Annotated in this window: 18 protein-coding genes and 1 tRNA gene; 10 read left to right on the plus strand and 9 right to left on the minus strand. The window is 50.0% G+C overall.

From position 1 onward, the window contains the following. Positions 1-647 (minus strand): class I SAM-dependent methyltransferase (locus tag AC9UEO_RS01060; RefSeq protein ID WP_509528740.1); only part of this gene is annotated, 647 nt, incomplete at its 3' end. A 197-nt stretch (positions 648-844) separates the two neighbouring features. Here AC9UEO_RS01060 and AC9UEO_RS01065 point away from each other — a divergent pair. Together AC9UEO_RS01065 and AC9UEO_RS01070 are read left to right on the plus strand one after the other, a co-directional pair. Continuing rightward, complete coding sequence (locus tag AC9UEO_RS01065; protein ID WP_509528742.1) at positions 845-1333, plus strand: ComF family protein; 489 nt, start codon at positions 845-847, stop codon at positions 1331-1333. Between the two features lie 35 nt (positions 1334-1368). Further along, on the plus strand, positions 1369-1842 hold the full coding sequence (locus AC9UEO_RS01070) for a tRNA (cytidine(34)-2'-O)-methyltransferase (protein WP_509528745.1): 474 nt from the start codon (positions 1369-1371) through the stop codon (positions 1840-1842). On the opposite strand, the gene AC9UEO_RS01075 is transcribed toward AC9UEO_RS01070, so the two are convergent. Next, positions 1839-2294: a MaoC family dehydratase gene (locus AC9UEO_RS01075; protein WP_509528747.1), complete on the minus strand. Its 456-nt coding sequence runs from the start codon at positions 2292-2294 to the stop codon at positions 1839-1841. The genes AC9UEO_RS01070 and AC9UEO_RS01075 overlap by 4 nt on opposite strands. A 110-nt stretch (positions 2295-2404) precedes the next feature. On the opposite strand from AC9UEO_RS01075, the gene AC9UEO_RS01080 reads away from it, so the two are divergent. After that, positions 2405-3178 (plus strand): ferredoxin--NADP reductase, encoded by a 774-nt coding sequence (locus tag AC9UEO_RS01080; RefSeq protein WP_509528750.1) that lies wholly within the window; start codon positions 2405-2407, stop codon positions 3176-3178. Between the two features lie 3 nt (positions 3179-3181). Here AC9UEO_RS01080 and pcaF read toward each other — a convergent pair whose 3' ends face one another. Then, positions 3182-4384, minus strand: a complete 1203-nt coding sequence (gene pcaF, locus AC9UEO_RS01085; protein ID WP_509528753.1) for a 3-oxoadipyl-CoA thiolase — start codon at positions 4382-4384, stop codon at positions 3182-3184. Between the two features lie 27 nt (positions 4385-4411). Between pcaF and AC9UEO_RS01090 the strand changes: the two genes are divergently transcribed. Then, complete coding sequence (locus AC9UEO_RS01090; RefSeq protein ID WP_509528756.1) at positions 4412-4846, plus strand: DUF1841 family protein; 435 nt, start codon at positions 4412-4414, stop codon at positions 4844-4846. Positions 4847-4897: 51 nt separating this feature from the next. Here the strand turns inward: AC9UEO_RS01090 and AC9UEO_RS01095 are convergent, their stop codons facing one another. Continuing rightward, positions 4898-5560, minus strand: coding sequence for a c-type cytochrome (locus AC9UEO_RS01095; RefSeq protein ID WP_509528758.1), 663 nt, complete (start codon positions 5558-5560; stop codon positions 4898-4900). 89 nt (positions 5561-5649) lie between these two features. Here AC9UEO_RS01095 and AC9UEO_RS01100 point away from each other — a divergent pair, with 89 nt between their 5' ends. The 3 genes from AC9UEO_RS01100 (at position 5650) to AC9UEO_RS01110 (ending at position 9824) form a co-directional block, all read left to right on the plus strand. Beyond that, on the plus strand, positions 5650-6504 hold the full coding sequence (locus tag AC9UEO_RS01100; protein ID WP_509528761.1) for an AAA family ATPase: 855 nt from the start codon (positions 5650-5652) through the stop codon (positions 6502-6504). Between the two features lie 8 nt (positions 6505-6512). Continuing rightward, positions 6513-7697, plus strand: a complete 1185-nt coding sequence (locus AC9UEO_RS01105) for a vWA domain-containing protein (protein ID WP_509528764.1) — start codon at positions 6513-6515, stop codon at positions 7695-7697. Positions 7698-7769: 72 nt separating this feature from the next. Further along, positions 7770-9824 carry an alkaline phosphatase PhoX gene (locus AC9UEO_RS01110; RefSeq protein WP_509528767.1) on the plus strand — a complete coding sequence of 685 codons (2055 nt, stop codon included), beginning with the start codon at positions 7770-7772 and terminating at the stop codon, positions 9822-9824. Positions 9825-9900: 76 nt separating this feature from the next. Here AC9UEO_RS01110 and AC9UEO_RS01115 read toward each other — a convergent pair whose 3' ends face one another. Next, entirely contained in the window at positions 9901-12042 is a 2142-nt protein-coding gene (locus AC9UEO_RS01115; protein WP_509528770.1) for a tetratricopeptide repeat protein, read from the minus strand. 223 nt (positions 12043-12265) lie between these two features. Then, positions 12266-13471, minus strand: coding sequence for a porin (locus tag AC9UEO_RS01120; protein ID WP_509528773.1), 1206 nt, complete (start codon positions 13469-13471; stop codon positions 12266-12268). 167 nt (positions 13472-13638) lie between these two features. Here AC9UEO_RS01120 and AC9UEO_RS01125 point away from each other — a divergent pair. From AC9UEO_RS01125 to AC9UEO_RS01135, 3 genes are all read left to right on the plus strand, one after another. Next, a tRNA-Arg gene (locus AC9UEO_RS01125) sits at positions 13639-13713 on the plus strand. 115 nt (positions 13714-13828) lie between these two features. Beyond that, positions 13829-14488, plus strand: coding sequence for a DUF1007 family protein (locus AC9UEO_RS01130; protein WP_509528775.1), 660 nt, complete (start codon positions 13829-13831; stop codon positions 14486-14488). Beyond that, complete coding sequence (locus AC9UEO_RS01135; protein WP_509528777.1) at positions 14485-15441, plus strand: cyclase family protein; 957 nt, start codon at positions 14485-14487, stop codon at positions 15439-15441. Before AC9UEO_RS01130 ends, AC9UEO_RS01135 begins: the two co-directional genes overlap by 4 nt. Positions 15442-15491: 50 nt before the next feature. Here AC9UEO_RS01135 and AC9UEO_RS01140 read toward each other — a convergent pair whose 3' ends face one another. From AC9UEO_RS01140 to dxs, 3 genes are read right to left on the minus strand one after another with little or no spacing between them, the layout of a single operon-like run. Continuing rightward, the gene (locus AC9UEO_RS01140) at positions 15492-15998 is read right to left on the minus strand and encodes a DUF1993 domain-containing protein (protein ID WP_509528780.1); all 507 of its coding nucleotides are present in this window, start codon (positions 15996-15998) and stop codon (positions 15492-15494) included. Positions 15999-16007: 9 nt separating this feature from the next. After that, positions 16008-17087, minus strand: a complete 1080-nt coding sequence (locus AC9UEO_RS01145) for a TRAP transporter substrate-binding protein (protein ID WP_509528783.1) — start codon at positions 17085-17087, stop codon at positions 16008-16010. Between the two features lie 42 nt (positions 17088-17129). Further along, positions 17130-19028, minus strand: coding sequence for a 1-deoxy-D-xylulose-5-phosphate synthase (dxs, locus tag AC9UEO_RS01150; RefSeq protein WP_509528785.1), 1899 nt, complete (start codon positions 19026-19028; stop codon positions 17130-17132). Positions 19029-19073 lie beyond the last annotated feature (45 nt).

The raw sequence follows: 19073 nt of genomic DNA on the forward strand, positions 1-19073 counted from the left end.
GCGTCGGGGTAGGTCAAGGTGATGTGCTCCATGTCCATCACGGGCTGGGCAAAGCCAGCCTCAAGCAACATATCGCCCCAATCGTGCATGTCGGTGAAGTCATGCGCTGCAGGCGGCCAACCCTGTTGTGAATAAATCCCCTTCAGGCTGCGCAATGTATCTGGTCCCAAACAAGAAAACATCACAAAACCTTCGGGCGCCAACGCACCTTGCCACTGTGCCATCAGAGCTTGAGGCCGTGCCTGCATATGCAAGCCCATATTTGCCCACACCATTCGTGCGGGCTGGTCCAGCGACAAGGCAAAGCGAGGTACACGGGTTCGCCACCTTTTCCACCAAGGCGGCGTCAAGTTTTGTCGCGCTTGAGACAAAACTTGCACATCCGACTCGACCACCGTACAAAGGGCTTGTGGGTATTGCTGGCTGACCAGGGCTTGGGCAGCCCAACCGCCCAGACTGGGTTGCCAATGAACCCAGTGCTTGGGATGGCTGCGCATCAATACCAAGCGCTGCGCCATGCGCTTGGCCACTTCTTCATGCAGCCATGCAGGGGGGCTTTGCGCGACAAGTCGCTGCCAGCGCTTAGCGGCGACAGGGTCTAGCGGGGGGAGCAGCTCACTTTTTTGAAGTGACGATTTCACAGACATGAAGAGAGAACTTTGTTCAGATGGCAGGTATGACTCGCGCCCCATCAGCATACCTAAAACGGCTCAGCCACTTTGCTTGGCCTCGCCCCACATTGCCAGGGCTTTGCCGAGCCTGTGGCCAATGGGCTTGGCAAGCATTGTGCCCTGACTGTTCCCGCTTAGGTCATGACACGGCAAATGAAAGTAGCGCAAGCTGGGTGGCCGCAAGACTGTATGTCTCGCCTTGGAAAGATCTCATCTCTGCTTTCAAGTTCGAGGAACAAGCGGGTTTAGCGAAGTTTTTGGCCCAGCAAATGCGCTCCACCCCTGCCATAGCCCAAAGTTTGAACAATTGCGACTTCGTGGTACCTGTGCCTTTGTCAGCCCAACGCTTGCGAGAGCGTGGCTTTAACCAAGCCCTGCTGTTGGCCAAGCAACTTTGCCCTGAGCGTACTTTGGGGCAAGCGCTGATTCGCTGTCGCAACACACCTGCCCAATCGGGTTTGTCTCGCCAAGAAAGACTGATCAATCTAGAGCATGCTTTCATGGTTAACCCCGCGTTTTTGCAGATGTTGCGCGGCGCCAAAGTGGTGTTGGTGGACGATGTGACGACCACCGGCACCACACTGCTTGCTTGTACACAGGTCTTACAGGCCGTAGGTGTCAAGCAGGTTGAAGCAGTGGTGCTGGCCCGAACACCGGCTTAGTGCAAGCCACAATGCGGACTTCAAAGAAAGACCTCATGTTTCACATCGTTTTGGTTCAACCTGAAATTCCGCCTAATACCGGCAACATCATCCGTTTGGCGGCGAACACGGGTTGCAGTTTGCATTTAGTTGAACCGCTGGGCTTTTCCATGCAAGACAAGCAAATGCGCCGCGCCGGCTTGGATTACCACGAGTACGCCAGCGTCAAACGCCATGCCAGCTGGCAAGCCTTTGTGGATGCCGAGCAACCCGATGTATCACGTTGCTTTGCCCTCAGCACCCACGGCAAGGCATCGTTGTATGAAAGTGCTTTTCAAGTGGGCGATTGGTTGGTGTTTGGTGCTGAAACCAGCGGTTTGGCAACCGAGGTAAGGGCTTTTTTTCTAACGCAGAACGTATTGCGTTTGCCCATGTTGGCTGGGCAGCGCAGCTTGAACCTCTCCAACGCCGTGGCCATCACCGTTTATGAGGCATGGCGGCAAAACGGCTTTGCCTTGCCCACGCTTTAAGGGTAGCGGCGTACCAAGGACTCCGCGACGCACACAGGCTTGTCCGAGCCTTCACGCTCAACGCTGACTTTCCAAGTCATTTGCATGCCGTTGTTGTCGATGGCTTCACAGGCCAGCAAATGCATATGGGCACGCAAGCGGCTGTTCACCGGCACGGGGGCGGTAAAGCGCACCTTGTTCAAACCATAGTTGATGCCCATGCGAGAGCCTTGGATATCAAAAGAAGACTCAAAAAATTGAGGCAACAGAGACAACGTTAAAAAACCATGGGCAATGGTGGTGCCAAACGGGCCGCTTTGGGCTTTGTCAGCATCGGTGTGAATCCATTGGTGGTCGCCCGTGGCTTGGGCAAATAAATTGATCTGTTCTTGCGTGACAGTCACCCAGTCGCTCACAGCCACGTCTTGGCCGATGCAGGCCATTAAATCTTGTAAATCATTGAATATTTTCATGAAACGACCTGCTTTGTCTGTCTGAAGATGGGCCAGTCTAGCGCCTAGTTGCAAACGAGCAGTACGGCTCAACTAAAATCGTCGGTTTTACCAAAGTTAACTTACCCGCTATGAGCGCCTTTCTCGACGAAACCGTCTTATCTGTTCACCATTGGACCGACCGGTTGTTCAGCTTCACCACAACCCGTGACATGGCTTTGCGCTTCTCCAACGGCCACTTCACCATGATCGGTTTGCGTGTAGACGGCAAGCCCTTGCTGCGGGCCTACAGCATCGTCAGTGCCAATTACGAAGAGCACCTTGAGTTCTTAAGCATCAAGGTACCTGACGGCCCCCTCACCTCCAAGCTGCAACATATTCAAGTGGGCGACAAAATTGTGGTGGGCCGCAAACCCACAGGCACTTTGCTGATCGACTACCTGCTGCCTGGCAAAAACCTGTATTTGCTGGGCACCGGCACGGGTATGGCGCCCTATATGTCCATCATCCGCGACCCCGAAACCTATGAGCGCTTTGAAAAAGTCATTTTGGTGCATGGTGTACGAGAGGTGAAAGAGTTGGCTTACCACGACTACCTCACCCAAGAATTGCCTCAGCACGAACTTTTGGGCGAAATGGTCAGCGCCCAAATGCTGTACTACCCCACGGTCACCCGTGAACCTTTCCGAAACCAAGGCCGCATGACCGATCTGATTGCTTCAGGCAAATTGTTCAGCGACTTAGGTCTACCCGCGCTCAGCCCCGAGACCGACCGTGTCATGCTATGCGGCAGCCCGCAAATGCTCAAAGACCTCAAGACCATGCTGGAAGAACGCCACTTTAAGGAAGGCAATACCACCACACCGGGTGACTTTGTGGTGGAGCGGGCTTTTGTCGAGCAATAAGCCCTAAACCCGCTCAATAATGACGGCAATCCCCTGCCCCACCCCAATACACATGGTGCACAGGGCATAGCGTCCACCGCTACGCTGCAGTTGGTTGGTTGCGGTGGTCACCAAACGTGCGCCTGATGCGCCCAATGGATGCCCCAAAGCTATCGCGCCCCCGTTGGGGTTGACGCGGGGGTCGTCGTCTTGCAAACCCAACAGGCGCAGTACTGCCAAGCCTTGGGCGGCAAAGGCTTCGTTGAGTTCAATCACATCCATTTGTGCCAGTGTCAAACCGGTGAGCGCCAGCACTTTTTCGGTGGCGGGTGCAGGGCCTATGCCCATGATGCGCGGGGGTACACCTACAGTTGCCATGCCCACCACACGGGCACGAGGCGTTAAGCCATGCTTGGCGGCACTGGCTTCATCGGCCAACAAAATGGCACAAGCACCATCGTTCACACCCGATGCATTGCCTGCGGTCACCGAACCATCGGGTCGCACCACGCCTTTGAGTTTGGCCAAGGCTTCCAAGCTGGTTTCGCGGGGATGTTCATCCTTGTCCACCAGAACGGCGTCGCCCTTTTTCTGCGGGATGGTGACGGGGGTGATTTCTTGCGCCAAGATGCCCGCTTGTTGCGCTGCCACGGCTTTCATTTGGCTGGCCAAAGCCATGCGGTCTTGCGCTTCTCGCTCAATCTTGTAATCGGTTGCGACGTTCTCGGCGGTTTCGGGCATGGCGTCCACGCCGTACATGCTTTTCATCAAGGGATTGACGAAGCGCCAGCCGATGGTGGTATCGAAAATTTGCGGGTTGCGCCCAAAAGCGGCTTCGGCTTTGGGCATCACAAAGGGTGCTCGACTCATGCTTTCCACGCCACCAGCAATCATCAAACTGGCCTCACCTGCACGAATGGCACGGGCGGCGGTGCCCAAGGCGTCCATGCCAGATCCACACAAACGGTTGAGGGTGGCTCCCGGAATTTCCAAGGGCAAGCCAGCCAAAAGGCTTGCCATGTGCGCCACATTGCGGTTGTCCTCACCCGCTTGGTTGACGCAACCAAAAAGCACATCTGTTACAGCCGCCCAGTCCACCTTGGGGTTACGCGCCATCAAGGCCTTCAAGGGCACAGCGGCCAAATCATCGGTTCGCACCGAGGACAAAGCACCGCCATATCGGCCAAAAGGGGTTCGGATAGCGTCACAAATGAAAGCGTGGTTCATGCGGGTCTCTGGTTAACAATACAAGCCATGTTTAATCCTTCCCAAGAAGATGTCAGGCGGTTCTTCTGCCAAGTCTATGCCAAGCAGCAAAGCCATCAGTTGACCGATGCTTTGGAAACGCTGGCTGGCTTGTGGGTGGCCGAGCATCCCGAGTACGCCACCGATTTATCGGACATGGATACTGCGCTTGCCAAGCAGTTCAAGGGGGACGATGGAAAGACCAACCCGTTTTTGCATTTGTCCATGCATGTTTCCATTAGCGAGCAATGCTCTATCGACCAACCACGCGGCATTCGGCAAGCGGTTGAGTTACTGGCAGCCAAACGCAACAACTTGCATGACGCCCACCACGAGGTGATGGCGTGTTTGGGTACCATGTTGTGGGAGAGCCAACGCAGTGGTCGTCCACCCGATGGGCAAGCCTATATCGATGCCGTACAAAGGCGAGCCACCAGCGACTGACAGGCACAAAAAAGCCCACTTGCGTGGGCTGTTCTGTATCGCTTAGAGGGTTCAGCGGAACTTAGACTGAGGAACAGTTTTCAACTCGCCCTGCTGGCTGCTGACGTAAGCAGCCAATTCTTTGAGTTCAGCCAAGCTGAACTGTTTGGCAATGCCGCCCATCACACCATTGGAACGCCCCCAAGTGGCTTGGCTGTCTTGTTTATAGGATTTGAGAGCGACGTAAAGATAGTCTTTGTGTTGGCCAGCAATCTTGGGATAGCCAGGCACCATGGGCTTGTTCAAATTTGCACCGTGACAAGAAGTGCAAGCACCTTTGGCCAGCAGTGCAGTTGTGCTGGCAGAGGCCTCTGTCACTTTCTCAGGCAAGGTGACAGAAGCGTCTTTTCCATGCGTTTCGTAATAAGCAGCAATATCAGCCATGTCTTTGGCAGTCAAAGAAGCTGCAATGCTGCGCATGGTGGGGTGTTTGCGTTCGCCTTTTTGGTATGCAGTCAGGGCTGACACAATGTAAGCAGCGCTTTGGCCTGAAATTTTGGGAACTTTGTAGACCTCAGGAAAAGAAGCTTGGTAACCTTTGATGCCATGACAGCCAATGCACATGGCAATTTTGGCTTCACCGGCTTTGGCGTCCCCTGCTGCGTCTTGGGCATAAGCCACTGAGGTCGCCGAGGCGACAAAAACCATGAAAACCGATGAGATGAGCTTGATCATTTTGGACTGACAATCATGAAAAGAAACTCGAAAGATTATATCGATGCGGTTTGTAAGCTCCGTGTCGGAAACATAAAAGGTATTCACCCATGAAATTTTCAGGAACCGATAACTACGTTGCCACCCAAGACCTGATGCTGGCGGTCAATGCCGCCATCACTTTGAAACGCCCCCTTTTGGTCAAAGGTGAGCCAGGAACCGGCAAAACCATGTTGGCCGAGGAAGTGGCGCAATCCTTAGGTATGCCTTTGCTGCAGTGGCATGTGAAGTCCACCACCAAAGCGCAGCAAGGTCTATACGAATACGATGCGGTCAGTCGTCTGCGTGACAGCCAAATGTCCGACCTAGATGGCGGCGAGCGGGTGAAAAACATCGAAAACTACATTGTCAAAGGCGTTTTGTGGCAAGCCTTTACCGCCACCGAACCCGTGGCACTGCTGATCGATGAGATCGACAAAGCGGACATCGAGTTCCCCAACGACTTGCTGCGTGAACTCGATCGCATGGAGTTTTATTGCTACGAAACCCGTGAACTGATTAAGGCACAAACCCGCCCACTGGTGTTCATCACATCCAACAATGAGAAAGAACTGCCCGACGCCTTCTTACGCCGTTGCTTTTTCCACTACATCAAATTTCCCGAGGCCGACACCATGCGGCAAATTATCGATGTGCATTTCCCCAACCTGAAAAAAAACCTGCTGGCTGCCGCCCTGAAAACCTTTTACGACGTGCGCGGCTTGCCGGGCTTGAAGAAGAAACCCTCTACCTCAGAACTGCTGGATTGGCTCAAACTGCTGGTGGCCGAGGACATTCCATTGGCTGCACTGCAAACCCAAGACGACAAAGTGGCCGTCCCGCCCTTGGTGGGCGCCTTGTTGAAAAACGAACAAGACGTCACCTTGTTTGAAAAACTGGTGTTCATGCAAAGCCGTAACCGCTAGATCCCCCCATGCTGATCGACTTTTTTTACACTTTACGCTCGGCCAAATTGCCAGTGTCGGTCAAGGAATACCTGACACTTTTGGAAGCTTTGCAGGCCAATGTGGTCGGGCCCAACAGCGACGCCAGCAGCATGGACGATTTTTACCACCTCAGTCGCATGATTTTGGTGAAGGATGAAAAGCATTTCGACAAGTTCGACAAAGCCTTTGGCGCGTATTTCAAAGGTGTTGAAATGCTCACCGACTTCACCGCCGACGTGCCTCTGGAGTGGTTGAAGAAAACCTTGGAAAACGAACTCACGCCCGAGCAAAAAGCCGCCATCGAAAAAATGGGTTGGGACGAGTTGATGGAAACCTTAAAGAAGCGTTTAGAAGAACAAAAAGAGCGCCACCAAGGCGGCAACAAATGGATTGGCACAGGCGGCACCTCGCCCTTTGGCAACGGCGGCTACAACCCGCAAGGCATTCGCATTGGTGGCAAGGGCGGCAATAAAAGCGCCATCAAAGTATGGGAACAGCGTGCTTACCAAGACTACGACGACGCCGTTGAACTGGGCACGCGCAATATCAAAGTAGCGCTACGCCGTTTGCGCCGCTTTGCCCGTGAAGGTGCTGAAGAGGAATTCGATTTGGACAACACCATCCGCAGCACGGCAGCGAATGCGGGTTACCTTGATATCAAGATGCGCCCTGAGCGCCACAACCATGTGAAGGTGCTGTTGCTGATGGATGTCGGCGGCACCATGGACGAACATGTGGCGCGGGTGGAAGAGCTGTTTTCAGCAGTCAAAGGCGAGTTCAAGCACTTGGAGTTTTTCTATTTCCACAACTGTGTCTACGACTTTTTGTGGAAAAACAACCGCCGTCGATTTGCCGAAAAGTTTGACACTTGGGATGTGATTCGCAAGTACAACAAAGACCATAAGCTGATTTTTGTGGGCGACGCCACCATGAGTCCCTATGAAATTTTGCAGCCCGGTGGCAGCGTGGAATACAACAATGAAGAAGCTGGCGCGGAATGGCTGCAACGCTTAACCCACGCCTATCCTAAGTTCGCTTGGATCAACCCCGAACCCTTGGGCGTGTGGCAGTACCGTCAAAGCATCAGCATCATCCAGCAGATGGTCAGCAACCGCATGTTTCCGCTGACCCTCAAGGGATTGGAAGACGCCATGCGAATGCTAAGCAAATAATTCTTTTTCCCGTCACATTGAAAATTTACAGTTCAACTTTTACCCCCTTGGATGAGTCTCTTGAAAAATCACATGACCCCCCACTTGGCCCGCAGACATTTTCTTCAACTGTTGGGCACCAGCCCCGCGCTTTTGGCGGGTGGTTCATTGTTTGCCTTGCCATCCATGGCAGCTGAATCAAAACCTTATGCAACAGCGGTCAAGTTCAATTCGTCAAGCAACCCGTCTACTGTGGCGCAACAGGCGATGGTGTTCACCGATGCAACCATAGACATTACCTACAGTGACAACACTGTCAAGTCAGCACAGGCCTTGTCGTTTGTGGAACTGTTTCGCACAGGTCAAACCTTGACCAAACCGCCTGCGGCAGGCGGGGGAAACATCCTGGCTGCTGGCTACACACGCCCTGACGGCGTCACTCCTATTTTGGACACCGATGGCAAGCAAATGTTTTCCGACTGCGTCGACGGCCAGTCCCTGATCAAACTCGCCAACCCCTCGGTGCCCGGCATAGACGGCAACACCTTGTTTTTGGTTACACAGTATGAATACAAGTCGGTTAATGTGGCTGGATCAGCCATTTATGGCACCTTGCCCTGCCCGATATCCATCACCACCTTGACCCAGAACCCCCAAACAGGTGCACTGAGCGTCAAATACCACTACCCTATGCCTACCAAAGCAGTTCATGGTTTGTGGACCACCTGCGCTGGCAGTCTCTCCCCTTGGAATACGCATATCTCTAGCGAAGAGTACGAACCTGATGCTTGGTTGGTGATGATTAGAAAAGCCAAAGGTTCTGCCTTGGCTGCAGCAGAGCTAACCGGTTGGAGAGCTTCTCATTTGTCATTGGCAAACACCAGTTTGTCTAAGTTCTTTGAATTCAGCCGCAACACCTTGGATGCGCCGAACACCCCCGAGGCCAGCACCACCGCCAACCCTTACCACTATGGCCATGTACCCGAAGTCACGGTCAAGCCTGACGGCACGGGAAGCATCCAAAAACACTATTGCTTAGGCAGAATCTCACGTGAGTTGGTGCAAGTCATGCCCGACCAAAAAACCGTGTTGATGGGTGACGATTACACCGGTGGCGCCCTGTTCATGTTTATCGCGGACATTGCGGGCGACTTGTCATCTGGCAGCTTGTATGGCGCCAAAATGGAACAAACAAGCGCCACCTATGGCGGCACCTTCAAACTGAGTTGGATCAAGCTGGGGAGCGCCAGCAGTAAAGACATCAAAGCCTTGGCTGATTCACTGTCACCCAAAGATATTTTGGATGTGCGTTTCACCGACCCCACCGATTCAAGTTACACCAAGATGGCCTTGGATGGCTGGGGCTACCAGTGGGTAAAGGTTTTACCTCAGCAAAACAAGGCCGCCGCGTTTTTGGAAACCCATCGTTATGCCGCAATTGCAGGCGTGACCATGGAGCTCACCAAGCTAGAAGGATTGGACGTCAATGCCAAAGACAAAATTGCTTATTTCGCAGTTTCACGCATAGAAACCACCATGTTGGCAGGCCCAGAACAAACGGCCACCACACTTCCCAATGTAGACGACATTCAATTGGCTTCGCTGCGCCCAGGTGCGGTGTACGCCGCTCAGTTAAGCGCAGGTCAAGCTGACAGCACAGGCAGCCCCATACCCAGTGCTTGGGTGCCCACCAACTTCTATGTACCCAAGGGCTTGCTCGGCGAGAACATCGCCACAGATGCAGACGGCAACAACGCCAATATTCTGAAAATTGCTCAACCCGACAATGTGAAATTTTCTGAATCTATGCGAACTTTATTTGTGGGCGAAGATGGCTCAGGACACTTGAACAACTATGTTTGGGCGTACAACGTGGATACGCAGCAGCTCTCCAAGCTTTTGTCAACACCAGCAGGTGCTGAGTGCACTGGTTTGCAAGCGGTAGACAATATCAATGGTCATGCCTATGTGATGACGGCTTTTCAACACGCCGGTGACTACTCTTACAACGCCACCACAGGAACGGGCACTCTTAACGGCAAAACCCTTTCTGTCGAACTCATGTCTGCCATCAGCAGTAACTGGGGTGGCATCAACCAACAATCAGCTGTGGGCTACGTAAGCGGTTTGCCTGTGGTGCGCTCCTGAAACCCTCCCTGCGTTCGCTCTAACCCCAACTTGAAACTTTAACTATCGCGTGTTACGGCAATTTAGGGAAGGCAGGTCAAAATGAGAGTTGCTCTAATGTCCATTCTTTACATTTGGTAATCGGATGAGTCCAGTCATTCATTTGTTTTTGAGATACAAGCTCTAATGAGGGATACCAAACACTTTGACCTTCACCAGAATGCCAATACCAAATTTTTCCTTTCGAAAAGGGCAATAAAACCATTCCATTTTTGCCAATTGACCCAGCCAAATGAGCTGTAATATTACTGGTAGTAACTACGAAATTACAACTATCAATCAATGACACCAAACCATCTATATCGTTATAGAGGTCTAAGCCGTCAATAGTATGGATTTTTTTTCCAATATTTTTTTCGACAAATTCAATCTCATCTTTTGTTGAACCATATTGCAAAGAAACAAATTCCAAGTTCTCTATTAAAAGCAGAGGAGATAAATCAATCAAGTCAATACTTTTTGATAACCCAATATTATGATTGGCACTTTTCCAAGATAAACCACATACAATTTTCTTGTTGAAAATATTATTTTTATTTTTAATATCACTGTTTCGCAATTTATTTATATTCAAAAAGGGCTTTGGCAGTTTATGTTCTATAACTTTATCAACTGAGCATAAAAGACCTATATCGCCCATCGGGCCTTGATAATCAAATGAGTTTTCATCGCATTCAATATCAATTTTTTTACTGTCGATAAACTCCACCTCAGGCATTGAACGCCTGAATAGTGAATGTAATCTATTATCCGCAGCAATTGAAATTTGTGCATTAATTTCAGTGAAGTTTTTCAACATGCCGAAATAAAATATTTCATCACCTATGCCCTGCTCCCCCCAAAAAAGAATTTTTATTTGTTTGCCAGAAGATCGCCCATCCCAGTAGGGAATTTTTGTATGAAATACTCTTGAATATTTATCTTTAATTTTCCATCGCCATTTATAAAAAAACCATCCGTCATTTAAATTTTCATTCAATAACAATAGCATTGCTTTGTTATGATATGCCTCTGCATATTCTGGGTCTAAAACAATTGCCGTGTCATAACTGGACATAGCTTCATCTGTTAGCATTAATTCTTGTAACACGACTCCTTTATTAGTGTATGCCTCAGCATAACTAGGATTTATCTTAATAGCTAAAGCATAACTGGCTAATGCCTGTTCGAGTTGTTCTATTTCATTCAAATAAACACCGCGGTTATAATACGCTTCAGCATAATTTGGATTAATTTGAATAGCTCGGTCATAACTGGCGATTGCCTCGTCTAATCGTTTTAAATCTTTCAGTGCGTTTCCACGATTAGAGTAAGCCTCTGCATAATCAGGTTTTATCTTAATAGCACGGTCATAGCTGGCTACTGCCTCATCTAGACGCTTTAACTCTCTTAGTGCAATACCGCGATTGGAGTATGCCTCCGCATAATCAGGATTTATCTCAATAGCACGATCATAGCTGGCCACCGCCTGATCTAAACGCTTTAACTCTCTTAGTACAATACCGCGATTGGTGTAAGCCTCCACATAATTAGGTATTATCTTAATCGCACGATCATAGCTAGATAATGCCTCATCTAAACGTTTTATATCTTTCAGTATATTTCCATGATCGAGATAACTGCTAGCCAAGACACGGTTTTGTTCTTCCAATGTGTTTGCGCTATGAGAGAAAACGTCTGAATAATCAGAATTTATTTGAATTGCAGCATCGTAATCTGACAATGCCTCTTGATATTTTTTTAAACTTTCCAGTTTATTTGCACGGTAATCATAATTTTCTGCCAAAATAGGCTCTAATGCAAGTGCAGTTTTATATGCCGTGAGTGACTCTTCGTACATATTTAATTCACTATATGCATTCCCTAATTTAACGTGAGCTTGCGAAAATTCTGGCTTATTAATTAATAATTTTTCATATATTTCAACCAAACCCATTAGTAATTCTTTATTTTTGGGGTGATGCAACAACCCTTCATTAATTAGCTTTTCAGCATTTTCAAATTTTTTTAATTTAATTAAGACAATAGATAAATTAATTAGTGTACTTAGCCTATTTGGAGCAAATTTCAGCGATGTTTCAAAATCAATTTCAGCGCCAGATAAATTATTACTATTTAATTTCTCTAAACCGCTTATGAAAAATGATTTTGCTTGTTCTAACGACTGTAAGTCTTGCATTTTTTATTTCTAAAATTTGGATTTTCCCTCTGACACTCAAAGGTTCGGAAGATGGGGAGCCTATGATAAGTCATTTAGCAGCCATAGAGTTTAGCTAAGCACCGATACTGAAGCCTGAAAAGCAACCCTTAACTACAGTACCCTCCGCCATATTTCGTTGAATAGAACTATCGCTTTCTTAGTCAACAAACACAATCGGTTATTGTCTTCATTAATTCATCCGTTAAAAGTTATACCTTGCTCCCAGCGAAACAGTTTTGTTTTGTCCTTCATAAAATGCCACCCTTGATGTGCTGTTGCTGAATATGAAGTAGGCGTGTATAGATTTGTCGAAGAAATAATATGCACCCAAGGTCAGATCGGAAGTTTTTCCGCTAGCTGCATATTTATAGCTTGTATTTGATATTGTTGCAGGGCTGGAGATTGTTCCATTGCCATAACTCAGCGCCAATGAAAGTTTTTTGTATGCTTGTCGTACACCTACCGTAGAGGTTGAGTTGCTGCCACCCTGCTCTTGGTAGGATTTTCCATAGATGTAATTGACAACAGTATTTTCAAGCTTGTAACTGGCTGCAAAAATATTTCGTTTTGTTGGTTCCGTGTAACCGCTTGCAAGGCTTGCACTTCCATAAACAAGCGGTGTGTTGTAAGTAGTTTTATCGGTATCTCCGTAATTGGGAACATTAGACGCTGATACACCTGAATTGGTGACACCAGCAAACCTGTATGCCTGATGAATATAGCTTGTTCGATCATGAACCCATACGGCTGACACCTTGTCCTCTTTGTATTTAATTCCGATGGAAGCAATCTCTGAAAATGTATTGGCACTTCCTGCTGTTGGTGCTGAAACCGAAGCGGCGGACGATTTTTCAGCAAAACTCTTCATGACGTGTGCCGTGAAACCCGAATACGCGGGAGAGATGAATTTAATTGAATTGTTTGCTCGATCTTGTAATGCGACTGATGTCAATGTTCTCCACACTTGTGGCTTGTATTCAACGCGCCCGTTAGCATCCATTCCCCACACTTCATAGGCGGTGGTTTCCATGGTTCCCAGAATTACTGACCCGAAATTCCCCTTTTCAAATCCAACGAATGCTTGACGATTACTGCTTGGAACAAGGGTTGATGAGTCAGGTGCAAGTTCGAGTTCTGCTTGGGCAATGGCTTTGATACCGTCTCCCAGATCGCGTGAGGCTTTAAATCCGAATCGACTTGTGCCGCTTGAAGCAAATAAACCTTGATAGGTAGAGCTCGCATTGGTGTAGGGGTTTGTTAAAGATTGACTTTGAAACCCTTGATCCAAAACGCCGTAAAGGCTGACACCACTTGCAACCTCTACATCTGCGAATACATTTCCATATGATAAAAAAAAGACCAGAGTAGCAAGCTTTATAAGCTGATGAGAAGGACGATAACTGTGCATTTTTGATCCCGAAGAGTAAAAGACTACTCTATTCTAAATGAGAATCACTCCTATTCGCATTAACTTATTTTGTATGTGGTTGATATAGAAAGTCATAAATAACCGTGTCCGAAAGGGTTTTGGCAATAGCAGTGCATTACCCAAGCGCACCTTAAACTACGCCACCCGCCGCCGTAGTTCAATGGACAGAACGAGTGCCTCCTAAGCGCTAGATACAGGTTCGATTCCTGTCGGGGGCGCCATGGTGTGGCGCAACTATTCGGGTTTATCCTGCCTGCTTTCGGGTTTGTATGGCTTGCAAAGTCTTGATAGTCAATTTAAATTATTTAATTAATCATCTTCAGACAGGGTGTGTTTTTGCGTTCTTCTTCCATGTATGGGTTTTGCCTGCTTGCAGGCTTGCTGTGGCAGGGATTGGCCATGGCCCACCCCCATTTGCGCTTGGCCTACCAAATCCAGCCCTTGCTGGCCAATGGTGCTTTGCGTGGTTTTCACATCAGCTGGCAAATGGATGCGCCTAGCAGTCTTCAGGTCCGCGAAAACATCGATTTAAACCAAAACGGCGTGCTCGACCCCGATGAATTGCAGGCCTTCGCGGACAGCAACAGCCCGCTCATGCAACCCTACAACTATTTTTTAACCATTGAAGATGGCAAAAGCGCAGCGCCCTTGCCCTTCGAGGTGCGTAACTTTTCTGCAAGAGATGGCGGTCGCGGTTTTCAAGGCGGTATTTACTTTGAATTCGATGTGCAGCTGAGCCAACCCATCAGCCACAACCAAGCACAGTTGCAAATGCAAGACCCGACTTGGTACATAGGTTTTATGCCTCGCATGGGCCAAGTACTCGCGGCCGAAAGCGATTGCAATTCCAATTTCACACGTGAAAAACGCCAAACGCCCACCCAAGGCGAACAAGAAGTTCAGCGTATCGTTGTTCAATGCCTGTCAGGGTCTGCGGCCCGACCTGATGTGCAGATTTCACCCATCAACGGGCCCAACAACGGAGTCAATTCATGAAGATCAAAAAAATTGCTGCTGCTTTCTTGGCAAGCGCCCTCTTGGGTACTTTGTCCATGGGCAGCGCCTTTGCGTATGAAAGTTGCCACAAATCCAAGTGGGGTGCAGGCGACCAAATCGGCGCTCTGAACAACATCACCAAGGACAATATTTTGGCGGCCACCAAGCTGATCAAACAAGGCAAGAAAATGGCCATGGCGATTGAGACCAATACCAAGACGCCGGCTTTCCCACCACGCACTTACTCCATGACCATCGTCAGGCCAGGCCAAGAAAACGGTCAAACACTGGGTAACACCAAACTCAGCTACCACGATGACATTTTGCAAACTTGGGTGGGCATTGGTACACAGCTGGATGGACTGGGTCACATCGGCATTGACAACACCTTCTATAACTGCACACCCGGCATCGAAGTGACTGGCGTCAGTGGCTTGAAGAAATTCGGCATTGAAACCTTCCCAGGTGTAGCCACCCGCGCTGTGCTGTTGGACATGACAGCACTCATGGATAAAGACATCATCCCCGAGGGAACACCTTTCAATCAGCCTGAAATCGAAGCTGCTTTGAAGCGCCAAGGTGATATGAAAATCAACAAAGGCGATGTGGTGATTTTCTATACCGGCTGGCACAAACTGTTGGGCGTGGATGACAAGCGCAATGGCGCAGCCCACCCTGGCTTGGGTGTTCAAGGTGCCCGCTACTTGGCTTCCTTGGGTGTGGCCATGGTCGGTTCAGACACTTGGGGCTTGGAAGTCGTTCCTTTTGAGAACGAAGGCCAAGTGTTCCACGTGCATCAAATCTTGTTGGCTGAATTCGGCATCTTCATTTTGGAGAATGTGGTGTCCCAGCAAGCTCTGAAAGATGGCGTCTATGAAGGCATGCTCACCGTTGGCCCACACCGCACCACCGGTTCGGTTCAAGCCATTGTGAACCCGATTTTTGTGTACTGAAACACCTGTTTTCAGCACAAAGTTAAAAAGGCACCCGCGGGTGCCTTTTTTTATACCTTGCCTAAGTAATCTCGCTTGCCAATCTCAATGCCGTTATGCCTGAGTATGGTGTAGACCGTGGTGACATGGAAGTAAATATTGGGCATGGCATGGTTGAGTAAAAACTGCATGCCTTTGTAATGGGTTTCCACATCACCCCGTTTGGTGACAATGTCTTTGTCTTCGGTGCCGTCGATTTGCGCGGCGCTGAAGCCATTAACAAAAGCCATGGTTTTTGCGATGCGCTGCTTCAAGTCCGCAAAGCTCACTTCATTGTCTTCGTAAGCAGGTATGTCTACCCCTGCCAAACGTGCCACCACACCCTTGGCGGTATCGCAGGCAATTTGTACCTGACGAGTCATGGGAAGCATGTCAGGGTAAAGACGAAACTGCGTCAAAGCAGCCTCACTCCACTTCTTGCTTTCTATATGCACCAAGGCCTTGTCTAAGAGATGGTCTAAATTCGTCAGCATATTGACGATGCGTGGCACACTGGCCTGGTACATAGAGAGAGTCATGGCATCCTTTTAGAGTTTGACGCTTTGCATATAACGATCGAAAGACGCTTCGGCAAAACGGAACCAGAGGTTTTGCTCACGTCGGAAAGAGGAATAGTCTTCATAGACTTTTTTCCAGTTGGGATTTTTGGTACTGAGTTCATCGTACAAAGCCATGGACTCCTTGAATGCCAAGTCCATCAAGTCTTTGGGGAACGGCAGAACTTTGGTTTTGCTGGCCACCAATTGCTTCAAGGCCACAGGGTTGCGGGCATCGTATTTGGCTTGACACTCCACGTGGGCGAAGGCCGCAGCACATTCCACAATAGCTTTGTTTTCTGCCGACAAGCTGTTGTAGGCCTTGTCATTGATGAAGATATCCAACTGCGGGCCACCCTCCCACCAACCTGGGTAGTAGTAAAACGGCGCCACTTTGTTAAAGCCCAATTTTTGGTCGTCGTAGGGGCCAATCCACTCGGCCGCATCGATGGTGCCTTTTTCTAAGGCTTGGTAAATCTCGCCGCCAGGGATGTTTTGTGGCACACCGCCCATGCGTTCGATGACTCTTCCTGCAAAGCCACCCACGCGAAATTTCAAGCCCTTGATATCGGCCACCGATTTAACTTCCTTACGGTACCAACCACCCATTTGCACACCGGTGTTGCCACCAGGGAAATTGACGATGTTGTATTGCTTGTAAAACTCACGCATGAGTTTCAAGCCATTGCCTTGGAACATCCAAGAAGACATTTGACGGCTGTTCAAGCCAAAGGGAATGGCACAACCCAAAGCAAAGGTTTCGTCTTTGCCAAAAAAGTAATAGGGGGCAGTGTGCGCAACTTCCACAGTGCCGTTTTGCACACCATCGACCACGCCAAACGGGGGCATGAGTTCACCCGCTGCGTGGGAAGAAATAACGAACTTACCACCACTGAGTTCGCCAACCTTTTTCACAAAGGTTTCAGCAGCACCGTAAATGGTGTCAAGCGACTTGGGAAAGCTTGAAGCCAAGCGCCAACGAATAGCGGCTTGGGCATGCACAGCGGGGGCAGTGCCAGCGGCAAGCACACCCAAAATACCCGCGTTTTTAAGAGCAGAACGACGATCCATGCTTGTGTCTCCAAAGAGTAAATAGTTTGCAGGACGAGTGTATCAGCCCACCAGTTTCAAACTGGGATTTCCTGCGACATCTGCGGGTTTTAGAAACTGAGCAAAGCGTTGTTTGATGGCAGCTTCAATGCCCTGCGCATCCAAGCCTAGAGAGGAAAGAATTTTTTGCGGGTCGCCGTGTTCTGTGAACACATCGGGCACGCCTATGCGCAAGAAGGGAATGGTGAGGCCCGCATCTTGTAAAGCCTCCAGCACAGCTGAGCCAGCACCGCCCATCAGCGCACCTTCTTCCACGGTGACCAGGGCCTCATGGCTTGCAGCAATGCGCAGCAGCAACTCGGTGTCCAAAGGCTTGGCCCAGCGCATATTGGCCACGCTGGCATTGAGTGTTTCAGCAGCTTGCAAAGCGGGGTACAGCATGGTGCCAAAGGCCAAAATCGCCACGCCTTTGCCTTGGCGACGTATTTCCCCTTTGCCAAAAGGCAGCGTGGGCAAACCAGTGCTCATGGGGGTGCCTACACCCGCACCGCGTGGGTAGCGAACCGCCACGGTATGGTCTTGTGCATGTGCAGTGCTGAGCAACATGCGGCATTCGTTTTCATCTGCTGGGCAGGCGATGCTGACCTGCGGAATGCAGCGCAGAAAGGGGATGTCGTACACACCTGCGTGGGTTGGGCCGTCGGCGCCCACAATGCCTGCGCGGTCCAGCGCCAGCACCATGGGAAGTTTTTGCAAAGCCACATCATGGATGAGTTGGTCGTAGGCGCGTTGCAAGAACGTGGAGTAAATCGCCACCACCGGCTTCAAGCCCTCGCAAGCCAAGCCTGCGGCAAAAGTCAGCGAATGCTGCTCGGCTATGCCCACATCGTGATAGCGGTCGGGAAAGCGGTGGTGGAACTCCACCATGCCCGACCCTTCGCGCATGGCGGGTGTGATGGCCACCAATTTGGGGTCCACAGCCGCCATATCGCATAGCCAAGTACCAAATACTTGGCTAAAGGTTTGTTTGGGCGCAGTGGCAGGGGGGATCAAACCGATTTTGGGGTCGAATTTGCCGGGACCGTGGTAGGCAATGGGGTCAACCTCGGCCAGCTTATAGCCTTGGCCTTTGCGGGTGACCACATGCAAAAACTGTGGACCATTTAAATGCTTGATGTTTTCCAGTGTCGGAATGAGCGAATCGAGGTCGTGGCCGTCGATGGGGCCAATGTAGTTAAAGCCAAACTTCTCAAACAAGGTAGCGGGCACCACCATGCCCTTGGCTTGTTGCTCGAAACGCCTTGCCAAATCAAACAAGGGTGGTGCATTTTTCAAGACCTGCTTGCCCACCTCTTTGGCGGCGGAGTAAAAACGCCCGCTCATGAGTTGCGCCAAATAACGGTTGAGCGCACCCACGGGTGGGCTGATAGACATATCGTTGTCGTTGAGAATGACCAGCAAATTGGTGTCAGACACACCTGCGTTGTTCAGCGCTTCAAACGCCATGCCAGCCGTCATAGAGCCGTCGCCAATGATGGCCACACAGCGGCGTTGCTCTCCCTTTTGCTTGGCCGCCAAGGCCATGCCCAGTGCGGCTGAAATACTGGTAGAGGAATGCGCTGTGCCAAAAGCATCAAATTCGCTTTCGTCGCGCTTAGGAAAACCCGCCACGCCATTCAACTGGCGCAAAGTGTTCATGCGATCACGACGGCCAGTCAAGATTTTGTGCGGATAGGTTTGGTGACCCACGTCCCATACCAAACGGTCGTGGGGGGTGTTAAACACGTAATGAAGCGCCACAGTGAGTTCAACCGTGCCCAGGTTGGAGCTGAGGTGACCGCCTGTTTTAGCCACGCTTTCCAACACAAAAGAACGCAACTCGTCAGCCAAAGGGCGCAGTTGCGCAGTGGACAGACGTCGCAAATCCGCGGGGGAATCAATACTGCTTAACAATGAACTCATCTGACTGCCTTTATTACCTGCCTCTCATGGGCATACATTGTGAAC

It is taken from the genome of Limnohabitans sp. (assembly GCF_040401495.1).
Classification (GTDB): Bacteria; Pseudomonadota; Gammaproteobacteria; order Burkholderiales; family Burkholderiaceae_C; genus Limnohabitans.

What these genes read in the sequence shown, in the direction of transcription:
- AC9UEO_RS01070 (WP_509528745.1), top strand. Translation starts at nt 1,369, where the DNA reads ATGTTTCACATCGTTTTGGTTCAACCTGAAATTCCGCCTAATACCGGC.
- AC9UEO_RS01075 (WP_509528747.1), bottom strand. Translation starts at nt 2,294, where the DNA reads ATGAAAATATTCAATGATTTACAAGATTTAATGGCCTGCATCGGCCAA.
- AC9UEO_RS01080 (WP_509528750.1), top strand. Translation starts at nt 2,405, where the DNA reads ATGAGCGCCTTTCTCGACGAAACCGTCTTATCTGTTCACCATTGGACC.
- pcaF (WP_509528753.1), bottom strand. Translation starts at nt 4,384, where the DNA reads ATGAACCACGCTTTCATTTGTGACGCTATCCGAACCCCTTTTGGCCGA.
- AC9UEO_RS01090 (WP_509528756.1), top strand. Translation starts at nt 4,412, where the DNA reads ATGTTTAATCCTTCCCAAGAAGATGTCAGGCGGTTCTTCTGCCAAGTC.
- AC9UEO_RS01095 (WP_509528758.1), bottom strand. Translation starts at nt 5,560, where the DNA reads ATGATCAAGCTCATCTCATCGGTTTTCATGGTTTTTGTCGCCTCGGCG.
- AC9UEO_RS01100 (WP_509528761.1), top strand. Translation starts at nt 5,650, where the DNA reads ATGAAATTTTCAGGAACCGATAACTACGTTGCCACCCAAGACCTGATG.
- AC9UEO_RS01105 (WP_509528764.1), top strand. Translation starts at nt 6,513, where the DNA reads ATGCTGATCGACTTTTTTTACACTTTACGCTCGGCCAAATTGCCAGTG.
- AC9UEO_RS01110 (WP_509528767.1), top strand. Translation starts at nt 7,770, where the DNA reads ATGACCCCCCACTTGGCCCGCAGACATTTTCTTCAACTGTTGGGCACC.
- AC9UEO_RS01115 (WP_509528770.1), bottom strand. Translation starts at nt 12,042, where the DNA reads ATGCAAGACTTACAGTCGTTAGAACAAGCAAAATCATTTTTCATAAGC.
- AC9UEO_RS01120 (WP_509528773.1), bottom strand. Translation starts at nt 13,471, where the DNA reads ATGCACAGTTATCGTCCTTCTCATCAGCTTATAAAGCTTGCTACTCTG.
- AC9UEO_RS01135 (WP_509528777.1), top strand. Translation starts at nt 14,485, where the DNA reads ATGAAGATCAAAAAAATTGCTGCTGCTTTCTTGGCAAGCGCCCTCTTG.
- AC9UEO_RS01140 (WP_509528780.1), bottom strand. Translation starts at nt 15,998, where the DNA reads ATGACTCTCTCTATGTACCAGGCCAGTGTGCCACGCATCGTCAATATG.
- AC9UEO_RS01145 (WP_509528783.1), bottom strand. Translation starts at nt 17,087, where the DNA reads ATGGATCGTCGTTCTGCTCTTAAAAACGCGGGTATTTTGGGTGTGCTT.
- dxs (WP_509528785.1), bottom strand. Translation starts at nt 19,028, where the DNA reads ATGAGTTCATTGTTAAGCAGTATTGATTCCCCCGCGGATTTGCGACGT.